21 protein-coding genes are annotated in these 22,016 nt (G+C 69.8%); 16 read left to right on the forward strand and 5 right to left on the reverse strand.

Translation table 11 applies throughout. The annotated features are described in order from the left end of the window. Positions 1-24: 24 nt before the first annotated feature. Positions 25-1,236: a CdaR family transcriptional regulator gene (locus C5E05_RS17660; protein ID WP_146081171.1), complete on the reverse strand. Its 1,212-nt coding sequence runs from the start codon at positions 1,234-1,236 to the stop codon at positions 25-27. A gap of 172 nt (positions 1,237-1,408) precedes the next feature. Between C5E05_RS17660 and C5E05_RS17665 the strand changes: the two genes are divergently transcribed. Further along, positions 1,409-2,776 carry an MFS transporter gene (locus C5E05_RS17665; protein ID WP_104240505.1) on the forward strand — a complete coding sequence of 456 codons (1,368 nt, stop codon included), beginning with the start codon at positions 1,409-1,411 and terminating at the stop codon, positions 2,774-2,776. A gap of 109 nt (positions 2,777-2,885) precedes the next feature. Then, positions 2,886-4,223, forward strand: a complete 1,338-nt coding sequence (locus tag C5E05_RS17670; protein ID WP_104342682.1) for an ArgE/DapE family deacylase — start codon at positions 2,886-2,888, stop codon at positions 4,221-4,223. Between the two features lie 107 nt (positions 4,224-4,330). Here C5E05_RS17670 and C5E05_RS17675 read toward each other — a convergent pair whose 3' ends face one another. Beyond that, positions 4,331-5,224 (reverse strand): MBL fold metallo-hydrolase, encoded by an 894-nt coding sequence (locus C5E05_RS17675; RefSeq protein WP_104342683.1) that lies wholly within the window; start codon positions 5,222-5,224, stop codon positions 4,331-4,333. Positions 5,225-5,539: 315 nt separating this feature from the next. Between C5E05_RS17675 and C5E05_RS17680 the strand changes: the two genes are divergently transcribed. The 9 genes from C5E05_RS17680 to C5E05_RS17720 all read left to right on the forward strand — a co-directional run bounded on the left by C5E05_RS17680 (position 5,540) and on the right by C5E05_RS17720 (position 16,201). Beyond that, on the forward strand, positions 5,540-7,078 hold the full coding sequence (locus C5E05_RS17680; protein WP_181059718.1) for an ABC transporter substrate-binding protein: 1,539 nt from the start codon (positions 5,540-5,542) through the stop codon (positions 7,076-7,078). 139 nt (positions 7,079-7,217) lie between these two features. Then, the gene (locus tag C5E05_RS17685; protein ID WP_160075091.1) at positions 7,218-8,159 is read left to right on the forward strand and encodes an ABC transporter permease; all 942 of its coding nucleotides are present in this window, start codon (positions 7,218-7,220) and stop codon (positions 8,157-8,159) included. Beyond that, entirely contained in the window at positions 8,156-10,162 is a 2,007-nt protein-coding gene (locus C5E05_RS17690) for a dipeptide/oligopeptide/nickel ABC transporter permease/ATP-binding protein (RefSeq protein WP_104342686.1), read from the forward strand. The genes C5E05_RS17685 and C5E05_RS17690 overlap by 4 nt, the downstream gene beginning before the upstream one ends. Continuing rightward, the gene (locus tag C5E05_RS17695; RefSeq protein WP_104342687.1) at positions 10,159-11,244 is read left to right on the forward strand and encodes an ATP-binding cassette domain-containing protein; all 1,086 of its coding nucleotides are present in this window, start codon (positions 10,159-10,161) and stop codon (positions 11,242-11,244) included. Before C5E05_RS17690 ends, C5E05_RS17695 begins: the two co-directional genes overlap by 4 nt. Positions 11,245-11,323: 79 nt before the next feature. After that, positions 11,324-12,070 carry an arylmalonate decarboxylase gene (locus C5E05_RS17700; RefSeq protein WP_104307870.1) on the forward strand — a complete coding sequence of 249 codons (747 nt, stop codon included), beginning with the start codon at positions 11,324-11,326 and terminating at the stop codon, positions 12,068-12,070. Positions 12,071-12,099: 29 nt separating this feature from the next. Beyond that, on the forward strand, positions 12,100-13,290 hold the full coding sequence (locus C5E05_RS17705) for an NAD(P)/FAD-dependent oxidoreductase (RefSeq protein WP_104298380.1): 1,191 nt from the start codon (positions 12,100-12,102) through the stop codon (positions 13,288-13,290). Further along, positions 13,287-14,000: a GntR family transcriptional regulator gene (locus C5E05_RS17710; RefSeq protein ID WP_104342688.1), complete on the forward strand. Its 714-nt coding sequence runs from the start codon at positions 13,287-13,289 to the stop codon at positions 13,998-14,000. The genes C5E05_RS17705 and C5E05_RS17710 overlap by 4 nt, the downstream gene beginning before the upstream one ends. Positions 14,001-14,003: 3 nt before the next feature. After that, positions 14,004-15,413: an MFS transporter gene (locus C5E05_RS17715; RefSeq protein ID WP_104342689.1), complete on the forward strand. Its 1,410-nt coding sequence runs from the start codon at positions 14,004-14,006 to the stop codon at positions 15,411-15,413. 59 nt (positions 15,414-15,472) lie between these two features. Then, positions 15,473-16,201: an isochorismatase family protein gene (locus C5E05_RS17720; RefSeq protein ID WP_104342710.1), complete on the forward strand. Its 729-nt coding sequence runs from the start codon at positions 15,473-15,475 to the stop codon at positions 16,199-16,201. 579 nt (positions 16,202-16,780) lie between these two features. On the opposite strand, the gene C5E05_RS17725 is transcribed toward C5E05_RS17720, so the two are convergent. Then, complete coding sequence (locus C5E05_RS17725) at positions 16,781-17,608, reverse strand: SDR family NAD(P)-dependent oxidoreductase (RefSeq protein WP_104342690.1); 828 nt, start codon at positions 17,606-17,608, stop codon at positions 16,781-16,783. Between the two features lie 76 nt (positions 17,609-17,684). Here C5E05_RS17725 and C5E05_RS17730 point away from each other — a divergent pair, with 76 nt between their 5' ends. Then, positions 17,685-19,202 (forward strand): aldehyde dehydrogenase, encoded by a 1,518-nt coding sequence (locus tag C5E05_RS17730; RefSeq protein ID WP_181059720.1) that lies wholly within the window; start codon positions 17,685-17,687, stop codon positions 19,200-19,202. A 139-nt stretch (positions 19,203-19,341) separates the two neighbouring features. Here the strand turns inward: C5E05_RS17730 and C5E05_RS17735 are convergent, their stop codons facing one another. Both C5E05_RS17735 and C5E05_RS17740 read right to left on the reverse strand, forming a co-directional pair. Next, entirely contained in the window at positions 19,342-19,662 is a 321-nt protein-coding gene (locus C5E05_RS17735; protein WP_146081173.1) for a hypothetical protein, read from the reverse strand. Positions 19,663-19,690: 28 nt separating this feature from the next. Beyond that, the gene (locus C5E05_RS17740) at positions 19,691-20,017 is read right to left on the reverse strand and encodes an ATP-dependent DNA ligase (RefSeq protein ID WP_104240491.1); all 327 of its coding nucleotides are present in this window, start codon (positions 20,015-20,017) and stop codon (positions 19,691-19,693) included. Positions 20,018-20,286: 269 nt separating this feature from the next. Between C5E05_RS17740 and C5E05_RS17745 the strand changes: the two genes are divergently transcribed. The 4 genes from C5E05_RS17745 to C5E05_RS17760 are packed head-to-tail and all read left to right on the forward strand — an operon-like array spanning position 20,287 to position 22,015. Next, a complete protein-coding gene (locus C5E05_RS17745; protein ID WP_104240490.1) occupies positions 20,287-20,550 on the forward strand; it encodes a hypothetical protein in 264 nt (87 codons plus the stop codon). 48 nt (positions 20,551-20,598) lie between these two features. Further along, positions 20,599-21,378 (forward strand): SDR family oxidoreductase, encoded by a 780-nt coding sequence (locus tag C5E05_RS17750; RefSeq protein WP_104342711.1) that lies wholly within the window; start codon positions 20,599-20,601, stop codon positions 21,376-21,378. A gap of 32 nt (positions 21,379-21,410) precedes the next feature. Beyond that, positions 21,411-21,746 (forward strand): hypothetical protein, encoded by a 336-nt coding sequence (locus C5E05_RS17755; RefSeq protein WP_104342693.1) that lies wholly within the window; start codon positions 21,411-21,413, stop codon positions 21,744-21,746. Next, positions 21,743-22,015 (forward strand): hypothetical protein, encoded by a 273-nt coding sequence (locus C5E05_RS17760; protein WP_146081174.1) that lies wholly within the window; start codon positions 21,743-21,745, stop codon positions 22,013-22,015. The genes C5E05_RS17755 and C5E05_RS17760 overlap by 4 nt, the downstream gene beginning before the upstream one ends. Position 22,016 lies beyond the last annotated feature (1 nt).

Here is a 22,016-nt window from a genome sequence, read left to right on the forward strand (position 1 = left end):
CTACGGCTCTACGGCTCTACGGCTCTACGGCCGACCTTCCTCCGCGCCCCTGGCCGCGGCAAGCACGACCTTGATCGTGGCCGCATCATCGGGAACCGTCGGGTCAAGACCTGCCACCGAGGCGAACTTCGCCAGCCGGTTCATGATCGTATTCCGGTGGCAGAACAGCACACCCGCGGCCTTCGACGCCGAACCGGAGGCCATGTACACCTCGACGGCTTCCACCAGAAGATCCCGTTCCGATGAAGGCAGGAGCGCGAAATCGCGGAGCGCATCCGCAGCCAGGCTCGACGCCACCGGTCCAAGCCTCCGGACGACAAGACTCGGCCAGTGCTGCGCGAGCACGGCAGCACGCCCCGGAACAGCGAACTCAGCCAGCTCGGACGCCAGCTGCCACATCTCGCTCAGCGACGACAGCGTCGCCGCCGACTGGGAAACACCCACCTGCAGATCCGCGAGCGCCAGCTGCACCAACACGCCCGACGAACCTGACCGACCTGACGAAGACGAAGACGAACTCGACGGACCCGACGAACCGGCCACACCAGACACACCCGACGTCCCTGCGATCACCGCGAACTCGACACCATCCAGGCGCAGGCACACCGCCGCAGGGAAGACGTCCTGCACATCCGCGGCGAACCCTGCCGCCGCATCCTGATGCGCGACGGCGACCCAGTACGGTCCAGTGAGCGGAATCTCGAGCGCCTCCGCCGCCTGCACGTGCAGCTGCGAGTCATCGACCCCACCCCGCAGCAGACGACGCAGCAGGAACGCCTGCTCCTGCTCGAGCTCCGCCTTCACCTGCCCAAGCTCGAGCATGTACCCCGACTGCACGCTCGTCGTGTGCGCCTCCACAACCTCCCAGATCGCGACCACGTCGTCGGACAGGCGGTCCGCCTCCCCAGGCAGACGGTCGTTGAGCGCCTGCCAGATGAACCGGAAATCCATGCGCACCGCCCGCAGCAACGACTCGAGCGGCACCCCCTGCCGGACCCGCTTCCGGCCGATGGCCCGCGAGTGCGCCCGCAGCTCATCCTCGAGCCGCTCCCCGCCCAGCTGGCGGAACATGAGGCCCAGCGTCGTGAATGCCGTGCTGTGCACGTCGCGCTCCGCGATGACCGACTCCACGTATCCGGTCAGCGTGCGCACCTGACTCACGTAGAGCGTCGTGATCTCATCGAGGTCGGCGAGGCACGACCGGATACCGCGCCGCAACGCGGGCGAAACAGTCACGTCATCCATTCGCCAAAACTCCGCTCAGATTGTGCATTTGCCCATCCTAGCCGCGCAATCGAGTGGGCCTGGCGATTGCCCAACCCCGCCGATCCGGGGTTGCATAGGAACACCGACGTCACCGCAGACGTGCACGTTCACATGCAGGCCTTTCCCCAACATCGGAGCCACCATGTCCCACAACACCCAGACCCCCGCCTCGGGCGCAGCCTCGGGCCCACCCTCGGGCGCACCCGCCAGCGCGCCGAAGGTCAGCCTCAAAGACGCGCGGCGCATCGCCTTCGCCGCCTTCGTCGGCACCGCACTCGAGTGGTACGACTACTTCCTCTTCGGCACCGCCGCGGCCCTCGTCTTCAACCGCCTCTTCTTCACCGACCTCGACCCGGCCGGCGCCACCCTCGCCGCCTTCGCGACCTTCGGCGTCGGCTTCGCGGCCCGCCCGATCGGCGCCGTCGTCTTCGGCTGGATCGGCGACCGCTACGGCCGCCGCCCCGCCCTCCTCACCACCATCGTCATGATCGGATGCGCGACAGGACTCATCGGCGTCCTCCCCGACTACCTGGCAGTCGGCATCGCAGCCCCCATCATGCTCGCCGTCCTCCGCCTCGTGCAGGGCTTCGCCGTCGGCGGCGAATGGGGCGGCGCGACCACCATCGCCATCGAGCACTCCCCCGAGAAGATGCGCGGGCGCTTCGCCGCCCTCGTGCAGATCGGCTCCCCCGTCGGCACCCTCGTCTCCTCCGGCGCCTTCGCCCTCGTGCTCATGATGCCGCCCGAGACCTTCGACGCGTGGGGTTGGCGCCTCCCCTTCCTCCTCGCGTTCCCGCTCCTCGGCATCGCCCTCTACATCCGCCTGAAGGTGGAAGAGTCCCCCGTCTTCAAGGAGCTCGCCGCGGCCGGCGAACAGGTCAAGGTCCCCGTCCTCGAGCTCTTCCGCAAGTCCGGGCTGCGCCTCCTCGTCGCCGTCGCAGCAGCCATGCTCGGCGTCGGAGGGTTCTACATGATGACCACCTTCGTCGTCTCCTACGGCACCAACGTGCTCGAAGTCGACCGGCAGGTGATGGTCAACGCGACCCTCATCGCCGCCGTCCTCCAGATCGGCGTCACCATCTTCGCCGGCCGCCTCGCCGAACGCTTCGGCCCAGGCCGCATGACCGTCGTCGGCGGGCTCACCACCGGCATCGCCGCCTTCCCGCTCTTCTGGCTCATCGACACCGAGAGCCCCATCGCCATCACGGCAGCCGTGAGCATCGGCATCGCCCTCATCACCCTGTCGTACGCCGTCACCGGGGCCCTCCTCGCGGAGCTCTTCCCACCCCGACTCCGCTACAGCGGCGTCTCCCTCGGCTACAACCTCGCCGGCGCCATCAGCGGATTCCTGCCCCTCATCGCGACCGCGCTCATCACCGTCGGCGACGGCTCATCCTGGCCCGCCGTGCTCGTCCTCATCGGCATCTGCCTCGTCACCGTCATCGGCGGCGCCTTCGGCGAGCGGATGCGCCTCCGCGACGACATCGTCGAGATCGACCACAACGCGTAACCGACACCGCCAGCTCACGGACCGCGTGCGCCCCACCGCGAGCGCCCCACACAACGACGAGCGCCCCCGCCCGACCGCGAGCGCCCCCAAACGAAAGCAGGACCAGAGCATGACCACACCGACCAGCAGCGACATCGACTCCAGCGTGACCCCTGCCACCGCGACGGCCAGCCCCCTCAGCGACGAGCAGCGCCAGCGCATCCTCGACGCCGTCGACGCCGCCTTCGACCAGCAGATCGCCTTCACGCAGGAGCTCGTCCGGCACCCGTCGCTTCGAGCCAACGAGTCGTCGGCGCAGGACCTCCTCTACGGCGCCATGGCCGGCCGCGGCCTCACCATGGACCGCTGGGAGCTCGACCCCGTCGAGCTCGCCGCCCACCCGGGAGCCGGAGCAGTCGAGATCTCCTACGAAGGCCTCGAGAACGTCGTCGGCACCTTCACCCCACCCCAGGAACGCGGAAGCTCGCTCATCCTGAACGGACACATCGACGTCGTCCCTGAAGGCCCCGAGAGCCAGTGGGCGCGGTCCCCGTGGGACGCGACCGTGCGAGACGGCTGGCTGTACGGCCGCGGCAGCGGCGACATGAAGGCAGGCCTCGTCGCCAACCTGTACGCCTTCGACGCCGTCCGGGCGGCGGGCCTCGCGCCGACGGGTCGCATCCACTTCGAGTCCGTCGTCGAGGAGGAATGCACCGGCAACGGCTCCCTCTCCGCGCACCTGCGCGGCTACACGGCCGACGCCGTCCTCATCCCAGAGCCCGAGGAGGACATGCTCGTGCGCGCCAACACGGGCGTCATCTGGCTGCGCCTCCGCGTCGACGGCAAGCCCACCCACCCCCGTGAGATGCAGACCGGCTTCAATGCCATCGACGCCGCCTACTACGTCATCGGCGAGCTCCGGAAGCTCGAGGCAGACTGGAACGCCAAGCAGGGCGAGCACCGCTACTTCGAGGACCTCGACCACCCCATCAACTTCAACGTCGGCAAGATCCAGGGCGGGGACTGGGGCTCCAGCGTGCCGGCCTGGTGCGAGGTCGACGTGCGTGTCGCCCTCTACCCCGGCATCACCGCAGACGCGGCCTGGGCCGAGATCACCGACGCCCTCGACGGCGTCACCGCAGACGGCAACGGCAACCCCATCGTCACGACCGCGACGAAGACCGGCTTCTACGCCGAGGGGTACGTCCTCGAGGAGGGCGGCGCCGCCGAGCGGGCGCTCGAACGCAGCCACAGCGCAGCGTTCGGGGGCGCCGAGCTCGAGTCGTTCGTCACCCCCGGCTACCTCGACGGGCGAGTCTTCGTGCAGTACGCCGACACCCCCGCGCTCGTCTACGGCCCCGTCTCCGAAGCCATCCACGGCTACGACGAGCGGGTGAACCTCGAATCGGTGCGCCGCATCACGAAGTCGATCGCGCTCTTCATCGCCGAATGGTGCGGGGTGGAGTAGCCAGCAGCGAGTAGCCAGCAGCCAACACGCGCCGCGCGCGACCTCGACCTCGGCACCCGCCGAGCAGTCGAGGTCGTGCGCGGTTTGTCACCCCCCGAGGCGACGCGTCAGCTGAGCCTCGCCCCCTCGGCGATCGCGAACCCACCCTCGCCGTCCGATTCGACGAAGAGCAGCTCGTGAGAAGCGACGTGCCCAGCGAGCATCGGCACACCGGTCGCCGCGCACTCCTCGAGCAGAGCACGCCTCGTGGACTCCGCGACCTCCTTCATGGAGCAGAAGCTCGACGACAGACCGGGCTCAGCGACCTGCAGGACGTGGTGCAGCGCATCCCCGGAGATGATCGCGACCGTCGAACCCGACGCCGGGTCGAGCACCCGAACCACCATGTGCCCCGGAGTATCGCCGGGCGCGTGCTCCAGCACGACGGACGGCGACGCCCGATGCGGAAGCTCGACCACGTCCGCTTGCCCCGCCAGGAAGACCGGCTCGATCGAGTCGGCCCAGAAGTCACCGTTGCGCTCGAACATGCCCCTGGCGCTCGGCCCCGTGATGAAGGCGCGATCGAGCTCGTTGAACAGGTAGCGCGCGTTGGGGAACGTCGGCGACCACCCGCCCGCCGCACCCGCCGCCGTGTTCCATCCGACGTGGTCGCAATGCAGGTGCGTGTTGACGACGACGTCGACCTCGGCAGGGTCGACGATCGTGGCGAGCTCCTCGAGCCACGTCGTGGCGAGCCCGTTCCACATGTCCCGGATGCGCGGCTTGCCGTTCCCGACCCCCGTGTCGACCACCGCGACGAAGCCGCGTGAGCGCACGACGTAGCTGCTCGACGCCATCACGAGGCGGTCGGTGCTCGCTTCGTAGTCGTCCGGCCCGAGGGCGGCGATCTGCGGACGGAGCGGGTCGGTATCGACGAACATCTCCTCGACGGGGAGCATCGCCGAACGCGACTCCTCGATGCGGTAGATCTGCGTGTCGCCTCTGGTCAGCAGCGGTCGCATGGTGCCCTCCTCGACGTGTTCGAGTCCCCGGGCGCCACTTCTGGCGCACGTGAGACCCCGGGCCAGATGGCCTGCATCCACCCTGAGTGCACAATGTTGCCTGGAGGTTTCATTGCATGCAATGAGTGTTACCAGCGCGTAAAAAGCCGCCTATCTGGTCAAGATTGCATGCAGTTTGCGGCTAGCGTCCATCTCACCGGCTCAGAACATAGCCGAACCACCACCGCTTCACCGCCTCACCGCACCCTGCTTCTCACCGCACCCCAGCTCCTCCTCCCAGCTCCGCTCACCTCGTCGCTCCCGGAAAGGACGCGCATGCGTTCCCACAGACTTCGCGTCGGCACCGCCGTCGCCATGCTCGGCATCACCACCCTCGCCGTCACCGCCTGCTCCACCGGATCATCCTCGGCCTCCGAAGACGCCACCTTCGCGGTCAACATCGCCGCGCTCGAGGGCGCCCCCACCTTCGACCCCGCCGCCAACATGCGCGGCTCCGCCTTCAACTACGCGGCAGCCGCCTACGAGAGCCTCGTCACGAGCGACGCCGAAGGCGCCCTCCAGCCGGGCGTCGCCACGGCCTGGGAGTACACGAGCCCCACCGAGCTCACTATGGACTTCCGCCTCGACAGCGTCTTCGAAGACGGCTCCCCGATGACCGTCGAGCTCATCAAGGCCAACCTCGAGCGCTACCAGGAGACTCCGGGCACCTACCAGGCGCGCCTCAACTCGATCGACGCGATCGAGGTCGTCGACGAGGACACCCTGAAGTTCAGCCTCAACACCCCGGACCAGTCGCTGCCGGAGGCCTTCTCCCTCACCGTCGGCATGATGGTCAGCCAGGCCGCCCTCGACGACCCGACGCTGCTGCTCACCGACACCTACGGCTCCGGGCCGTGGATCCTCGACTCCTACACGGAGGACAGCGAGTACAGCTACATCCGCAACCCCGAGTACGCGGGGCCCATGGACGTGCAGGTCGACGAGCTCAACATGTTCGTCATCACCGACCTGACCGCCCAGCTCAATGCGCTCCTCGCCGGCGACGTCGACATCATCTCCGCCCAGTGGAGCCAACGCGACCAGGCGGAATCCCAGGGCTTCGCAGCCGCCTCCAACGAGTCCAACGTCGGCGGCCTCATGCTCTTCGACCGCGGCGGCGACGTCATCCCCGAGCTCGGCGACGTGCGCGTCCGACAGGCCATCAACTACGCCCTCGACCGCGACGCCATCGGCACCGCCCTCTGGAGCGACTACCAGCGAGGCACCTCCTCCGTCTTCGGCAAGTTCACCTCCGCCTACGACGAGTCGCTCGACGACTACTACGAGTACAACCCGGAGAAGGCGAAGCAGCTCCTCGCCGAGGCCGGCTACGCCGACGGGTTCGAGCTCCCCATCCTCAGCCGCACCATGTTCGGCGAGAACAAGCGCCTCGAGGCGACCCTCCCCTACCTCGAAGCCGTCGGCATCACCGCCACCCTCTCCGACCGCACGAACGACTACTTCGACGCCATCACCAACAAGGAGTTCGGCGCTTCCCAGGGACAGCAGAACGGCGGCATCGACTCCTACGTCAACAGCATGAACATGCTCGCCCCCAACGCGCAGCTCAACCCGTTCGGCACCGACGACCCCGAGCTGACGGCCCTCATCGCCGACGCCTCCAGCGAGCTCGACGCCGACGCGGCAGCCACGAAGTGGCAGGCGGTCAACAAGTGGGTCGTCGAGAACGCCTGGTTCGCGCCGGTCGCGTTCTACCACACGCACACGGTGTGGGATGCGGAGAAGCTCGGCGGCGTCGAGCTCGCCGCCGGCCAGGTCTTCCCGCTCCCCTTCAGCTGGACCCCCGCCGAATAGGCACCCGGGCTCCCGCAGCAGGCGCACCGCGTTGCCCAGCACCCAGCACGCAGCACGCAGCACGCATCACCGGATGCGCGGGGAGGCGCCCCTCCCCGCGCATCCGCCCAGCACCATCACCAACCTGAAAGGAGCACACGTGGCCCTCTACATCCTCCGGCGAGTCGGCATCACCGTGCTCATGGTCTTCCTCGTCGTCTCGGCCGCCTTCTTCCTCGTGGCCCTGATGCCGAACGACGTGACCCAGACCATCCTGGGCCCCGACGCCACCCCGGAGGCCCGCGCCCAGCTGCGTGACGAGATGGGCTTCAACGACCCGATCCTCGTGCGCTACCTCGCCTTCCTCGGTGGCCTCCTGACCGGTGACCTCGGCGTCTCCTACCTCAGCCAGCAATCGGTGACGATGCAGGTGCTCGAGCGGCTCCCTGTCACCCTCACCCTCTCGATGGGCGGCATCCTCCTCACGACCGTGCTCGGCATCGTGCTCGGCATCCTCGCCGCGAGCCGCGGCGGCTGGCTCGACACGATCATCCGCGGGGCCGCCGGCGTCATGCAGGCCATCCCGAGCTTCTGGCTCGCCGTGCTGCTGGTGCTCGTGTTCGCCGTGAACCTCAAGATGTTCCCCGCGTCCGGCTGGGAGCCCTTCACGGAGGACCCCGCCGAGTTCCTCCGCCGCATCACGCTGCCCCTCATCTCCATCGGCATCGCGGGCACCGCGGCGGTCGCCCGCCAGGCGAGGGTCGCGATGCTCGACGTGCAGGGCCGCGACTTCATGCAGACCCTGCGAGCGACGGGGCTCCCCGAGTGGCGCATCGTCTGGCTGCACGGGCTCCGCAACGCCGCCATCCCCGTCCTCACCGTCATCGGCCTCCAGTTCGTGGCCCTCTTCGGCAGCGCCGTGCTCATCGAGCAGGTCTTCGCGCTCCCCGGCGTCGGCAAGCTCGTCGTCGACTCCGTCAACCTCGGCGACATGCCCATCGTGCTCGGTGTCGTCGTCGCCCTCAGCGTCGTGATCCTCGTCATGAACCTCGTCATCGACATCCTCTACGGCATCATCAACCCGAAGGCGAGGCTCGCATGACCCGCGTCCGACGCACCGACACCGCCCTCTCCAGACTGCTCAGCAAGCCGGGAGCCGTCGTCGCCCTCGCCTTCCTCGTCCTCCTCGGCCTGTCGGTGATCTTCGCCGACCTCGTCGCCCCGCTCGACCCGCTCGCCCAGGACCTCGCTCTCGCGCGTCAGCTGCCGAGCGCCGAGCACCTCCTCGGCACCGACGACCTCGGGCGCGACGTCTTCTCCCGCCTCATCCACGGCGGCGCAGCGACCCTCGGCGGTGCCGTCCTCGCGGCGGTCGTCGCGATGGGAATCGGCATCCCCCTCGGCATGATCGGCGGCTACTTCCGCGGCTTCACCGACACCCTCGTCTCCCGCTTCGCGGACTTCTTCCAGGCCCTGCCCACGATCGTCATCCTCATGGCCGTGATCGGCGCCTTCGGCAACAACACGACCGTCGCGATGGTGACCCTCGGCATCGCGATGAGCGACGGCTTCGTGCGCCTCGCCAGGGCCACGACGCTGCAGGTGCGGCGAGAGCTGTACGTGGATGCCGCGAACGTCGCCGGCATCGCACCCGGCCTCATCCTGTTCCGCCACGTGCTCCCCAACATCCGCGGACCGCTGCTCGTGCAGCTCTCCATCACGATGGGCGCCGCCCTTCTCATCCAGGCTGGCCTCGGCTTCCTCGGCCTCGGGACCCCACCCCCGGCGCCCAGCTGGGGCGGCATGATCAGCGAGGCCAGCGAGCTCATCTACCTGCACCCGTGGCTGCTCGTACCGAGCGGCGTCATCATGATCCTCTCCATCCTCTCCTTCAACGTCGTCGGCGATGCGCTCGCCGGCAACCGCCCCGGGACCACCCTCGTCCGCTCCTTCTTCCGCAAGAAGCCGGCAGCCCAGGTCGCCACCAAGCCCGTTGCCGTCGACGACCCGCAGCCGGACGTGGACGACGCCATCGTCTCCGTGCGCGACCTCAGCGTCTCGTTCACCGACAGCACCGGCGAGTTCGCGGTCGTGCAGGGCGTCTCCTTCGACGTGCGCCGCGGCGAGGCCCTCGGCATGGTCGGCGAATCGGGATGCGGCAAGTCGGTGACCGCGAAGAGCCTGCTCGGCCTCGTCGCCCCAGGCGGCCGCGTCTCGAAGGGCGAGATCGTCATCGACGGCACCAACATCGTCGGGCAGAGCAACAAGCAGCTTCGCGCCGTGCGCGGCTCGAAGATCGCCCTCGTCTCGCAGGAGCCCATGACGGCCCTCGACCCGACGTTCACGATCGGAGCCCAGCTGCGCGAGGCCATCGCCCACCACACGGGCCGCAAGGCAGGCGAAGTGCAGGAGCGGGCACTCGAGCTGCTCCGCCTCGTCGGCATGCCCGACCCGCAGCAGGCCGCCGCCAGCTACACGTTCCAGGTCTCCGGCGGGATGGCGCAGCGCGCCGCCATCGCCATGGCGCTGACGGGCGAACCCGAGGTGCTCGTCGCCGACGAGCCCACGACCGCCCTCGATGTGACCGTGCAGGCCGAGATCCTCGACCTGCTGCGGCGCCTCCGCGAAGAGCTCGGCCTCGCGGTCATCATCGTCACGCACGACCTCGGAGTCGTCGCGGACACGTGCGACCGCGCCGTCGTCATGTACGCCGGCCAGGTCATCGAAGAGGCCGACGTCGACACGCTCCTCACGGCCCCATCGCATCCCTACACCAGAGCCCTGCTCGCGGCGATGCCCGCCAACGCCGTCGCCGGAGTGCCGATGGATGCCATCAGCGGCGCCGTGCCAGCACCTCGCGACTGGCCGACCGGGTGCCGCTTCGCCGAGCGCTGCACCTTCGCGACCGAGCGCTGCCGCACCTCCCCCGTCGCCCTCACCCTGCAGCGCCGCGGAGACGGCAATGCAAGCGCAGATCAGCGCCCCGCCGCCGGCCAGCAGCGCTCCGGCATGGCCCGCTGCGTGCGGGTCGAGGAGGTCGCCAAGGCGGCCCGCACCGGCTCGGCCACCCAGAACTCCAGCGTGAAAGAGAGGAGCATCGCATGAGCGAAGAGCTGCTGAGCGTCGACCACCTCCAGATGCGGTTCAAGAACCCCCACAACCGCGCGCAGACCGTGCACGCCGTCGACGACGTGAGCTTCACCGTCGCCCCCGGCGAGATCCTCGGCGTCGTCGGGGAGTCCGGCTCGGGCAAGTCGACCATCGGGCGCTGCATCCTGGGCCTCGAGAAGCCGAGCGACGGCAGCATCCACTTCGGCGGCCGCGACCTCACGAAGCACTCGCTGCTCCGCAACCGTCGCGACATCGCCAAGCAGCTGCAGGTCGTCTTCCAGGACCCGTACAGCTCGCTCAACCCCTTCCGCACGATCGGACAGACCCTCGCGGAGCCGCTCCAGGCGGCCCTTCGCCTCTCCGACAAGCAGGCGGATGCGCGGGCTCGCGACATGCTCGAGACGGTCGGCCTCCCCCGAGCCGCGGCAGACCGCTTCCCCGGCCAGTTCTCCGGCGGTCAGCGGCAGCGCATCGGCATCGCGAGGGCCCTCATCATGCAGCCGCAGCTCGTCGTGCTCGACGAGGCGGTGAGCGCCCTCGACCTGTCGACGCAGGCGCAGATCCTCAACCTCCTCGCGCAGCTCGCGAAGGAACGCGGCCTCGCCTACATCTTCATCGCCCACGACCTCGACGTCGTCCGCTACATCTCGCACCGCACGCTTGTGCTCTACCGCGGACGCATCATGGAGCAGGGCCCGGCCGGTGACGTCCACAGCGCACCCCTCCACCCGTACACGGCGGCGCTCAACGCGGCAGCCCCCGTGACCGACCCGGTCGAGCAGCGCAAGCGGCGCACGGCGAGAGCGGCGGCGGCAACTGCGGCAACTGCGGCTGCAGCCGCGTCAGCCACCCCGCCCTCCCCTGCTTCCCCAGCAGCCCCAGCCACCCCAGCCACCGGACAGCTCGGCTGCCCGTTCGCGGCCCGCTGCGCCTTCGCGCAGGAGGTGTGCCGCACGAAGCGACCGGCCGACACCCCCGTCGGCGAGCGAACCGTGGCATGCCACATGTACGACGCGACGAGCGGCCACACGCGCCTCGGCGCCGGCATGCCAGCGGCCGAGCTCATCGCGAGCTGAGCGCCCCACCCCACCAGCTTCCACAATCCAGCCGCGGTGCCCCCGCACCGCGGCCACCCGAACACGAAGGAGCACGTCAATGCCAGACGTCACCGGATACCGCGCGAAGATCGGCGTCATCGTCCCATCGACCAACACGGTCGTCGAGCACGATGTCAACAAGCTCGCGCCCCACGGCATCACGTTCCACTGCGGTCGCATGTACGTCGAGCAGCAGGCCATGGGCGACCACACGAGCTTCATGGAGCTGCAGACGCAGATCCGAGGCTCCATGTCGGTGGCGCTGCGCGACGTCATGACGGCCCAGCCCGACCTCATGATGATGGGGATGTCGGCGCCCACCTTCAGCGGCGGCGTCGCCGGCAACGAGGCCTTCCAGACCGAGGTGAGCGAGCAGATCGGCGGCATGCCCGTCACCACCGGCGCATCCGCCTGCCGTGCCGCCCTCGAGACCCTCGGCGTGACGAAGATCTCCGTCTTCTCGCCATACCAGCCGGTCGCCGACAAATGGGTCGACCAGTACTTCACCGAGGCCGGCTTCGACGTCGTCAAGGTCACCGGCCTTCGCTGCCCCACCGCGACGTCGATCGCGAGCGTCACACCACGCGACCTCGTCACGGTGCTCGAGGAGATCGACACCCCCGAGACCGAGGCGATCGTGCAGGTCGGCACGAACCTGTCGTTCATCCGCATGGCCGACGAAGCCGAGACCTGGCTCGGGAAGCCCGTCGTCGCCATCAACACCGCCACCGTCTGGCACACCCTCAGGCAGGCCGGCTTCACCGACACCGTCGGCGGATACGGCACCATCATCCGCGAATTCTGACCGCCACAGCGCACACAAAGGACCACACCATGACTGCTTCCCCCCAGTTCGATGTCATCGTCGTCGGCGGCGGCCCCGTCGGCACCACCACCGCCCTCAAGCTCGCGAAGCGCGGCATGACCGTCGCACTCTTCGAGAAGCGCGAGGCGAGCACGCTCGAGCACCGCGCATCCACCTTCCACCCGCCGACGCTCGAGATGCTCGAGGAGCTCGGGCTCACCCAGCCGCTCATCGACGCCGGCATCATCGCGCGCTCGTACCAGTTCCGGGATGCGACGATCGGCAAGATCGTCGAGCTCGACTTCGCGGTGCTCGACGACGACACGGCCTACCCGTACCGCGTCCAGGTCGAGCAGAGCCGCCTCACCGCGGCCGCCCAGCAGGTCATCTCCGGCGAGCCCAACGTCACGTCCACCCTCGGCGCCGAGGTCATCGCGATTCGTGAGAGCGGCGACGGCTTCGAGGTGGACGTGCGCGGCGAGGACGGCGCCGTGAGCACCAGCACGAGCACCTACCTCGTCGCGGCGGACGGCTCGCGGTCCCTCGTGCGCGAGCACTACGACATCGACTTCTCGGGCCACACCTACCCGGAGCGCTACCTCGTCATCACGACGAGCCTGCCCCTGCACGAGATCCACGAGGACCTCGCCGTCGTCAACTACGTCGCCGACCCGGAGAACTGGCACGTCCTGCTGCGCAACCCCAGCGGCTGGCGCGTGCTCTTCCCCTGCGATCCCGCCCTCACGTCCGAGCAGCAGACCGACCCCGCCTACGTCGTGAGTCAGCTGCGGCGTGTGGTGCCCGAACTCGACGGCTACCCTGTTGTGCACGTCACCGTCTACGAAGTGCACCGCAAGGTCGCGCGGACGTTCCGCAAGGGCAACGTCTTCCTCGTGGGCGACGCGGCACACGTCAACAACCCGCTGGGAGGCATGGGCATGAACAGTGGAATCCACGACGGGCTCCTGCTCGCCGAGCTGCTGCCCGGCTACGCCAACGGCGAGGTCTCGAGCGAGGAGCTCGACGACTGGGCCGAGAAGCGCCGCGCCGTCGCCCGCCACTACGTCGGCGAGGAGACGGAGGGCAACTGGAACGCCCTCCGCGACACGAGCGAAGAGCGCCGCGCCGCGAAGCGCGCCGAGTGGGAAGCCCTCGGCCGCGACGAGACCGCCCGCCGACAGTTCCTCCTCACGTCGTCGATGCTCGCGAGCGTTCGATGATCGAGACCCCGACGCACGTGCTGCTGCCCGAGAGCCTCACGGGAGGCGACCTCGCCTACGCGGAGCTGCGCTCACGCATCATGAGCGGCGAGTACGCGCCGCACACGGTGCTGCGCGCGCAGGCGCTCGCCGCCGAGTTCGGGCTCAGCAGGACCCCCATCCGCGAGGCGCTCCAGCGCCTCGCGGAGGCGGGGCTCGTGGCGTACATCCCCAACAAGGGCGCCACCGTCATCGGCTACACGACCGAGCAGATGGCCGAGACCTACTTCGTCCGCGCCTCGCTCGAGAGCCGCGCCGCCGGCCTCGCCGCCGACCGCATGACCGACGCCGACGCCGAACTCCTCATCGACCGCATCGAGCGGATGGACCCCCTCGTCCACGCCAGCGACCAGGACGAGATCGTCGAGCTCGGCCGCCTCAACCGCGAATTCCACGAGCACATCGTGAAGGTCTCCGGCAGCCTGCAGCTGCTGACGCTCCTGCGCAGCGTCAGCCAGGTGCCCATGATGATCCGCAACTACCAGGCGTACGGCGACACGTTCCGCATCCGCTCGAACCACCACCACCGCGACATCCTGACCGCCCTGCAGACGGGCGACTCGCTGTGGGCCGAGGTCGCGATGCGCTCGCACATCCTCGCTGCCCGCAACGCCGTGCTCCAGGGACCGGGCACCTCCACGACCGCTGGCGCTGCTCCCAACGAAGGCTGAGCCGTGTCGCGCACCACCGGGCCCACCACGGGGCCCGAGCAGCAGCATGCCCGGAATCCCCCGCTGGAAGGCGTTCCCGAGTCCAGTTCCGCGGGCCCCTCCACCCCCGCGGCCGACACACCCACGCACGTCTGGCGAACCCGCCGCCCGGGCCGGACCGCAACCATCGCAGGCATCGGCACGACCGTCGTCACCGCGCTCCCCGTCTTCCTCGTCGGCGGCCTGTCCATGCAGCTGCGCGCCAGCACGGGGCTCACCGAATCGATGCTCGGCATCGTCGTCGCCGCCTACTGGGGTGCGTCGGCCCTCCTCTCCCCGCTGGCCGGCAGCCTCTCGACGAGGCACGGCTTCCGCTGGGGCATGGTCATGGCCTCCTCGATCGGCGGCCTCGCCCTCATCGGCATCGCCGCCTACACGCCGACGTGGCAGTGGCTGCTCGTCTGGCTCATCGTCGCCGGAGCGGGGAACTCGCTCGGGCATCCACCCTCGAACGCCCTCATCGGGGTCGGCGTCTCGACCCGACGGCGCGCCCTCGCGTTCGGCCTCAAGCAGGGAGCGGTCCCCCTCGCCACCTTCAGCGCCGGCCTCGCCGTCCCCGCCCTGGGACTCACGGTCGGCTGGCAGTGGACCTTCGCGATCGCAGGAGCGCTCGCCGCCGTCGCCGTCGCGTTCCTCGCCTGGCGGGTGCCGCGAACGCCGCGAACGCCACGCGCCACGCGCCGCACTCGAGAGCGGCTCCCCCGCGACCTGCGCGTCTTCCTCATCCTCGCCTCAGCCGCGAGCGGGCTCGGCGCCGCCCAATCGAGCGTCATCGGCGCCTTCACCGTCACGACCGCCATCGGCGTCGGCTACACGGCCGCCGTCGCGGGCCTCCTCCTCAGCCTCGGCTCGCTCGCGAACATCATCGCGAGACCCCTCGCGGGCTGGCTCGCCGACCGCGGCATCGGAGGGACCCTCACCACGGTCTCGCTCATGATGCTCTCCGGCGCCATCGGCCTCGGCGGCATGGCGCTCGCCCTCCCCTGGAGCTTCGCCACCGGCGTCGTCCTCGCCTTCGGACTCGGCTGGGGGTGGAGCGGACTGCTCCACTACGCCGTCTCCAACGCCGTGCCCCGCTTCGCAGCCCAAGCCACGGGGCTCGTGCAGTCGGGCGCCTATATCGGCAGCGCGGCTGGCCCCTTCGCGATGGGGTTCGTCTTCGAGTACTTCGGACCGACCACCGGATGGCTCGCCGCCGCCGGCATCGCACTCATCGCCGCCACCACGGCCGCCATCGCCGCACGGTTCCACCCCACGCGGCGCCGCGCGCGCGCCGAAGCCCGGGCGGGATCCCTCGAGGCATCCCGCGAGGAATCCCTGGCCGAGTCGCGCGAGGAATCCCACGTCGATGATCAGGCCGGGGCAGCCACGTGAACCCGCTGGCCTTCCGCTTCCAACTCCCGCACCCCCGCAACCACATGAAGGGCACCACCATGACCCCCACGACCACCGCGTCCACAACTGCACCTGCACCTGCATCCGCTGGCGTGTCCGCTGCCGACGCCACCGCCAACCTGGCCACCGACCTCTCCGCCGACAACGACTACGCGGCCGCGGGCTTCGGACAGCGCCTCGGCTTCGGACGGAGGCCCGCGCTCATCGTCATCGACTTCGTCGACGCCTACCTCGTCGAGTCGTCTCCCCTGTACGCGGGCGTCGAGGACGAGCTCGCCTCGGCCGCACGCGTGCTGCACTCGGCGCGGGCAGCCAGCATCCCGGTGCTCTACACGGTTGTCGAGCAGGACACGGGCCCCACGGGCGGCGGGGTCTTCGCCCGCAAGGCCGCCGGTCTCGCGACCCTCGCCACGGGGTCCCCCCTCGGCGCCATCGCGGCGCCCCTCACCCCGCAGCAGGGCGAGCCGATCCTCTCCAAGAAGTACGCGAGCTCGTTCTTCGGCACCTCCCTCGCCACAGACCTGACGGTGCTCGGCTGCGACAGTGTCATCCTCGTCGGGCTCTCGACGTCCGGATGCGTGCGGGCCACCGCCGTCGACGCCTGCCAGCACGGCTTCATCCCGCTTGTGGTGCGCGATGCCGTCGGCGACCGCCGTTCGGAGCCCCACGAGGCGGCCCTCTTCGACCTCGACGCCAAGTACGCCGACGTCGTCAGCGAGCAGGATGTCGTCACCTACCTGGCGGGCCTCGCAGCCAGCTCGGCGTAGGGCCACCCCCGGGCCCCGGCCGCACCACCACCGCGCCCGCCGCTGCTGCTGCCCCCGCTCCTGCCCCTGCCCCTGCCGAAAGTTGTGGCCAAGTGCCGCCGGGATTCCTCCCAACCGCACTTCGCCACAACTCTCAGCCCCGGGCACGATGCTCTGGATGCGGACGCCGGGGCGCGGGGCCCGGCGCGGGCCCGAGGCTCCGCCGCACATCTCGCCACCAGCCAGCCCCAGAGACGCCGCCCACCACACTGCAACCACTGCCACTGCCCCTTCGCACGCGCCCCTGCAGCCCCAGCCCCTGCCCCTGCCCCTGCCCAAGGTTGTGGCAAAGTGCCGTCGGGATCCCTCCCGACCGCACTTCGCCACAACTCTCGGCGCCGGGCACAGACGCGGACGCAAGCCGCACGTCGCCCGCACCGGTCCGCGCACAACTAGCGCAGGGCCGACACTGGCCCCACCGTCACCGTCCGTCACCGGCACCTCTTCACAAGGTTGTGGCGAAGCGCCGTCGGGATTTCTCCCGACCGCGCTTCGCCACAACTCTCAGCGCCGGACGGGGGCGGGTGGCGCGGGCGCGGCTCAGCCTGCGACGACGTGCGGGGCGCTCGCCGCGGTGAACGCCTCCGCGTCCGGAAGCGACGGATCCCACAGCTTCGCGATGACACGCGCCCCGGAGACGTGCGCGCTGCCGGTCGAGCACAGCCAGACAGCCGGCGCCGCCATGACGTCGGGGGCCAGCAGGTTGCCATCCGCCCCCTTCCTGTCGGGGCCCGAGGGCAGCAGCTCCGTGTCGGCGGCGCCACCCGGCAGCAGCAGGTTGACGGTCACCCCGCTGCCGGCCAGGTCGGTGGCCCACGAGCGTGTCATCGCCTCGAGCGCCGCCTTCGACGGCCCGTACGGTGCGTACCCGGGCCTGATCATGGTCTGCGCGCTCGTCGAGACGTTGACGATCCGCCCTTCCCGCTGCGCGAGGAAGAGCGGCATCACGGCCTGCGACATGACGAACGGACCGTTGACGTTGGTGTCGATGATCTGCGACCACGTCGCGGCAGGCACATCCCAGAAGTGCACCGGGTCGGTCGTGAAGGTCTCGCTGACGAGGCGCATGCCGCGTCCCGCGTTGTTGACGAGGGCGTGCACACCCCCGAATCGCTGGACGGTGGCGTCGACGACCTCCTGCGCTCGCTTCGGGTCGCTCACGTCCGCGACCATCGGCAGCAGCATTTCAGCACCGCCCGGCAGCTCGGCGGCCTCCGCGACGACCTCGTCAAGGGCGGCGGATGCCCCGCTCGCGGTGATCGTTACGGCGTAGCCCGCCGCTCGCAGCGCGAGGGCCATGACGCGGCCGAGACCGCGGGACCCTCCAGTGACGATGGCGACTCTCGGAGAGGTGGTGTGTGCATCCATGCAGCTAGATTGCGTGCAATCTTGACTTATTGGGTGCGATTGGCGGATCTTTTCACACGATTGCAACATGGATTGCATGCGATCTTCGCATCGGGCGTCGATCATGGACACCATGCATCTCGACTCCTTCATCAACGGCCGCCGAGTGGCCTCGCCCGCGTCGCTCGCAGTGGTCAGCCCCATCGACGGGCACACCGTCGTCGGTTCCGTCGCGAACGCGAGCCCCGAGCAGGTGCGGGATGCGCTTGCCGCAGCCCGGACCGCAGCTCCGCTCTGGGCGGCGGTCCCGGCAGCCGACCGCGCGCGACAGCTCTCGGACGCGACCGAGGACGCCGCGGCGAACCCCGACCACTCCGGGCACCTCATCGCGAGCGAGATGGGCAAGCCCGCACAGGACGCGCACGGCGAGTTCCAGTTCGCCCGGCACCTCGCGAAGTTCTGCGCCGAGCACCTCGACGCGGTCTGCGCCGAGCAGCTCATCGACGATGCCGAGGGCACCCTGCTGCGCGTCGTCGAACCCATGGGCGTCGTCGCCGCCATCACCCCGTGGAACGCGCCCGTCATCCTCGCCGCACTCAAGGTCATCCCGGCGCTCATGACCGGCAACACCATGGTGCTCAAGCCCTCACCGCTCGCGCCCCTCGCCGTCACCGCGTTCTACTCCGCGATCGCCGCCAGACTGCCCGCCGGTGTCCTGAACCTCGTCAACGGCGAAGGCGAGACGGGAAGCGCACTCGTCGAGAGCCCCGACGTCGACCTCATCTCCTTCACGGGCGGCCCCGCCGCGGCCCGAGCCATCGGAGCAGCCGCCGCCCGCACCATCCGCCCCACCGTCATGGAGCTCGGCGGCAACGACGCGGCGATCCTCCTCGACGACGCCGACTGGGGCCCGGAGCTCGCCGAGCGGGTCGTGTTCGGTGCCATGCTGACGAGCGGGCAGGTGTGCATGGCCATCAAGCGCGTCTACGTTCCCCGCGAGCGCCACGACGCCTTCGTCGCCGACCTCGTGGCCGCCGCCGAGCGAGTCCTGCGGGTCGGAGACCCGAGGGTCGAGGGCGTGACGATCGGCCCCGTCATCAGCGGCGACGCGCGCGCACGCCTCGAAGCCCTCCGCGAGCGGTCAGCGGATGCGGGCGGGACCGTCACCGAGATCGGCACGCTCGACGAGTCCATCACCCCCGGCGGCCATTGGGTTCGGCCCGCGATCGTCACGGGCCTGCGCGACACGGACGAGCTCGTCCGCGAGGAGCAGTTCGGGCCGCTCCTCCCGATCCTCGCCTACGACACCGTCGACGAGGCCATCGAGCGAGCGAACGGGGTCGAGCACGGGCTTGCCTCGTCGGTGTGGAGCGTCGACATTCCGCGAGCGCAGGCCGTCGCGCGCCGACTCAGAGCGGGGTTCACGTTCATCAACTGCGCCAACCGTGCCGGAGTATCCCTCCGAGCCCCGATGGGTGGGCGCGGGGTCAGCGGCCACGGGCGAGAGTTCGGGGAGCTCGGCCTCTCCGAGTACGTGCAGAGCCACAGCATCAACTATCCGGCGACGGCACGGGTCGGAGCGGTGATGGCCGCGAACCGGTACCCGGGATCCTGAACGGCACGGGCCCGCGGGGAACGGCGCGTACTCCTCGAGCGCGGCGCCGCCCTGCCGAGCCCCGCCCTGCCAAGCACGATGCGGATTCGCCGAGCGCTGCGAGGAGGGACCCCGAAGCGTGCCGCCCAGTCGGTGCCGCTCAGCGCGTGCCGGTCCCGCGCATCCAGTCGTCGCCGTTGCCGCTGAGCGACTCCTGCACCGCGGCCTCGGCGTCGCTGAGCGCACGCTCGGCGGCGTCGAGCTCGAGCTTCGTCGCGCGCTCCGCGTCGAGGCGCTCACGGTCGGCGGCCTGCCGCTCTGCGCGCTCCGAGAGCGACAGGGACAGGGAGTCGGGCAGCTGCAGGTCCTCGCTGCGGAGGGCCGCGAGCCGCGACCTCAACTCTCGCGTGCGGAGGTATGCCTCGCGGACGCGAAGCATGCGCTCCGACTGCTGGCCTGCTTCGTTCGCGCTCCCATTCACAGCACCGAGCCTAGAGCGTCCCGCGGGGTCACACCGCCAGCGACGTCGCCCTGGCGGGTGCCGGCTCCTGGCAGATGCGCATCCCGGTCGGCGAGTTGGCGGAGGCGATGATGGCGCGCACCCAGTCATCGTTGATCGCGGGGAGGCGTCCGCCGATGAAACGGAACCGAAGGTCGGTCGTTGGGCTTATCCAGAGCGTCTCCCGACCGCTGCCCTGATTCGCGGGGCGCGACATGGAGAAGGCGACGCTGTGGCCCGCCCGGAGCATGCTGAGGAGTGCGACTTTGAGATGCAGGAGCGGGCGGTCGTCGATCTCCAGCTCGTGCCCTTGACTGCCGTAGTACATGAATCCCATGGGGTCACCTCTGGGTTGTGAGAAACCAAGGCGACGGATCCGTCTCGACCGCTCGGTGTGCGCCCCGAACAAGCGAAGGAGGGGCAGGGAGTACCGATTGTTCTTTGAGTGTTGCACGCGAGCGGCGCATTGCCTATGTGATCACCTGATCTCACAGCCTGCCGTTATCGGATGGAGGCACGGCCTGTCAATGCGGTTGCCCGGGGATCGCATCGAGAGTTGGGTGAGGGTCCACCCCGCCGCATCACCGCGTTCGCCAAGAGGAACCCATGGACTATCTCGTGCACATCAACGGCCGCGACTTCGTCGTCGGCGAGAACGCGATCGAGGGTCTGCGCTCGAGCCTGCTCGGCGCTGCCAGCGCCGGTGGCGGCTTCGTCGAGCTTCCCCACCCGACGGCGGCGGGCACGGCAGCGCTTGTGCTGCCCGAGTCGGCGGTGTGGATCGAGCCCGTCCCCGGGGAGGTCGTGGCTGACGAGGCCGGCTTCGTGCCGGACATTGCCTTCGTCGACGTGGAGGCGGCGCAGCGATAGCGGACGCATGCCGCGCTCCTCGTGGCCCGCACCTCGTACCGTGGGTGCATGAGCATCACAGGAGAGCCCAGGGTCGCCCTCGTCACCGGCGTCGGCCGCCGCCGCTCCATCGGAGCCGCGCTGGCGATCGGTCTGGCTCGAGATGGCTGGCACCTCGCGCTCAACCACTGGCAGGCCTACGATGACCGGCTCGGTCTCGAGCGGTCCGGTGACGACCCGCGGTCAGTGGCGCAGGAATGCCGCGAGCTCGGCGCATCCGTGGAACTCGTCGAGGGCGACCTGAGCGACCCGGCGGTTCCGGCCATGCTCATCGGCAGGGCGCAGAGCCTCGGCACGGTCTCGGGGCTCGTCATGTCGCACGCCGAATCCGTCGACAGCTCCATCCTCACGACGAGCCTCGACAGCTGGGACCGCCACTTCGCCGTCAACGCGCGAGCGACATGGCTGCTCATCAAGGCGTTCGCCGAGCAGCTGCCCGCGACCGGACCAACGGGCGATGCTCGTGCCAGCATCGTCGCCCTCACGAGCGACCACACCGTTGAGAACCTGCCGTACGGCGCCAGCAAGGGCGCGCTCGATCGCATCGTCACGGCGGCCGCCGCGGAGCTCGCCGACAGGGGCGTTCGCGCGAACGTCATCAACCCCGGCCCGATCGACACGGGGTGGATGGACGACGCGACCCGCGCCGGGTGCCGGGAGGCGACGCCCGCCGGTCGCCTCGGGACGGCGGAGGACACCGCGAACCTCGTGCGGTTCCTGCTCTCACCGCAGGGAGCCTGGATCAACGGGCAGGTACTGTCCAGCAACGGCGGGTTCACGGTCGGATAGGTGCGGGCGGCTCGATCCGGTAGACATGACGCATGACTGCCGACCAGCGACGCCGACCGGTTCGCTTCTGGACGCTCCTGACCGTCATCATCCTGCTCGGAGTGGGGCTGGCGACGTGGCTGTTCCTCCCGGTCGCGCTGGAGGAGCACTGCGCCCAGCTCGTCGGCGCGCCGGAGACCTGCCTCGACCTGCGGCACTCGCCCGCCGGAATCCCCACCGCCTTCTCGCTCTGGTTCAACGCGCTCGGTGCGACTATCGGGGTGCCCATCATCGTCATCGTCGTCCTGCGCTTCGTTCGAGCGCAGCGTGCGACGCCACCGCCAGCGCAACCCGGCTCAGCGATCGCACCCGAGGGGCGGGCCTCGTGACGCCGCCTTTCCTGCGCCCACCTTCCACGTCCCGGATCTGGCTGTGGACGGCCGTGACCGCGATCCTCATCTGCCTCGCGCTGGCACCCGTGTACACGTCGACGACCTGCCTCGACGCCCTCGACCCGGCGCACACCTCCTGCGAGGTCTCGCAGCTCGGCTTCGCGGGCAACCAGACCAACGGATGGCTGTGGCTCGCCGCCGTGATCGCGACCATCGCCGTCGGGTGGATTCTCGCGCGACGCCGCAGATCTCAGCCACGTCGCTGAA

The sequence above is a fragment of the Pseudoclavibacter sp. AY1H1 genome, from assembly GCF_002931055.1.
Lineage (GTDB): Bacteria > Actinomycetota > Actinomycetes > Actinomycetales > Microbacteriaceae > Pseudoclavibacter.

What these genes read in the sequence shown, in the direction of transcription:
- C5E05_RS17665 (WP_104240505.1), top strand. Translation starts at nt 1,409, where the DNA reads ATGTCCCACAACACCCAGACCCCCGCCTCGGGCGCAGCCTCGGGCCCA.
- C5E05_RS17670 (WP_104342682.1), top strand. Translation starts at nt 2,886, where the DNA reads ATGACCACACCGACCAGCAGCGACATCGACTCCAGCGTGACCCCTGCC.
- C5E05_RS17675 (WP_104342683.1), bottom strand. Translation starts at nt 5,224, where the DNA reads ATGCGACCGCTGCTGACCAGAGGCGACACGCAGATCTACCGCATCGAG.
- C5E05_RS17680 (WP_181059718.1), top strand. Translation starts at nt 5,540, where the DNA reads ATGCGTTCCCACAGACTTCGCGTCGGCACCGCCGTCGCCATGCTCGGC.
- C5E05_RS17690 (WP_104342686.1), top strand. Translation starts at nt 8,156, where the DNA reads ATGACCCGCGTCCGACGCACCGACACCGCCCTCTCCAGACTGCTCAGC.
- C5E05_RS17695 (WP_104342687.1), top strand. Translation starts at nt 10,159, where the DNA reads ATGAGCGAAGAGCTGCTGAGCGTCGACCACCTCCAGATGCGGTTCAAG.
- C5E05_RS17700 (WP_104307870.1), top strand. Translation starts at nt 11,324, where the DNA reads ATGCCAGACGTCACCGGATACCGCGCGAAGATCGGCGTCATCGTCCCA.
- C5E05_RS17705 (WP_104298380.1), top strand. Translation starts at nt 12,100, where the DNA reads ATGACTGCTTCCCCCCAGTTCGATGTCATCGTCGTCGGCGGCGGCCCC.
- C5E05_RS17710 (WP_104342688.1), top strand. Translation starts at nt 13,287, where the DNA reads ATGATCGAGACCCCGACGCACGTGCTGCTGCCCGAGAGCCTCACGGGA.
- C5E05_RS17720 (WP_104342710.1), top strand. Translation starts at nt 15,473, where the DNA reads ATGACCCCCACGACCACCGCGTCCACAACTGCACCTGCACCTGCATCC.
- C5E05_RS17725 (WP_104342690.1), bottom strand. Translation starts at nt 17,608, where the DNA reads ATGGATGCACACACCACCTCTCCGAGAGTCGCCATCGTCACTGGAGGG.
- C5E05_RS17730 (WP_181059720.1), top strand. Translation starts at nt 17,685, where the DNA reads ATGCGATCTTCGCATCGGGCGTCGATCATGGACACCATGCATCTCGAC.
- C5E05_RS17740 (WP_104240491.1), bottom strand. Translation starts at nt 20,017, where the DNA reads ATGGGATTCATGTACTACGGCAGTCAAGGGCACGAGCTGGAGATCGAC.
- C5E05_RS17745 (WP_104240490.1), top strand. Translation starts at nt 20,287, where the DNA reads ATGGACTATCTCGTGCACATCAACGGCCGCGACTTCGTCGTCGGCGAG.
- C5E05_RS17750 (WP_104342711.1), top strand. Translation starts at nt 20,599, where the DNA reads ATGAGCATCACAGGAGAGCCCAGGGTCGCCCTCGTCACCGGCGTCGGC.
- C5E05_RS17755 (WP_104342693.1), top strand. Translation starts at nt 21,411, where the DNA reads ATGACTGCCGACCAGCGACGCCGACCGGTTCGCTTCTGGACGCTCCTG.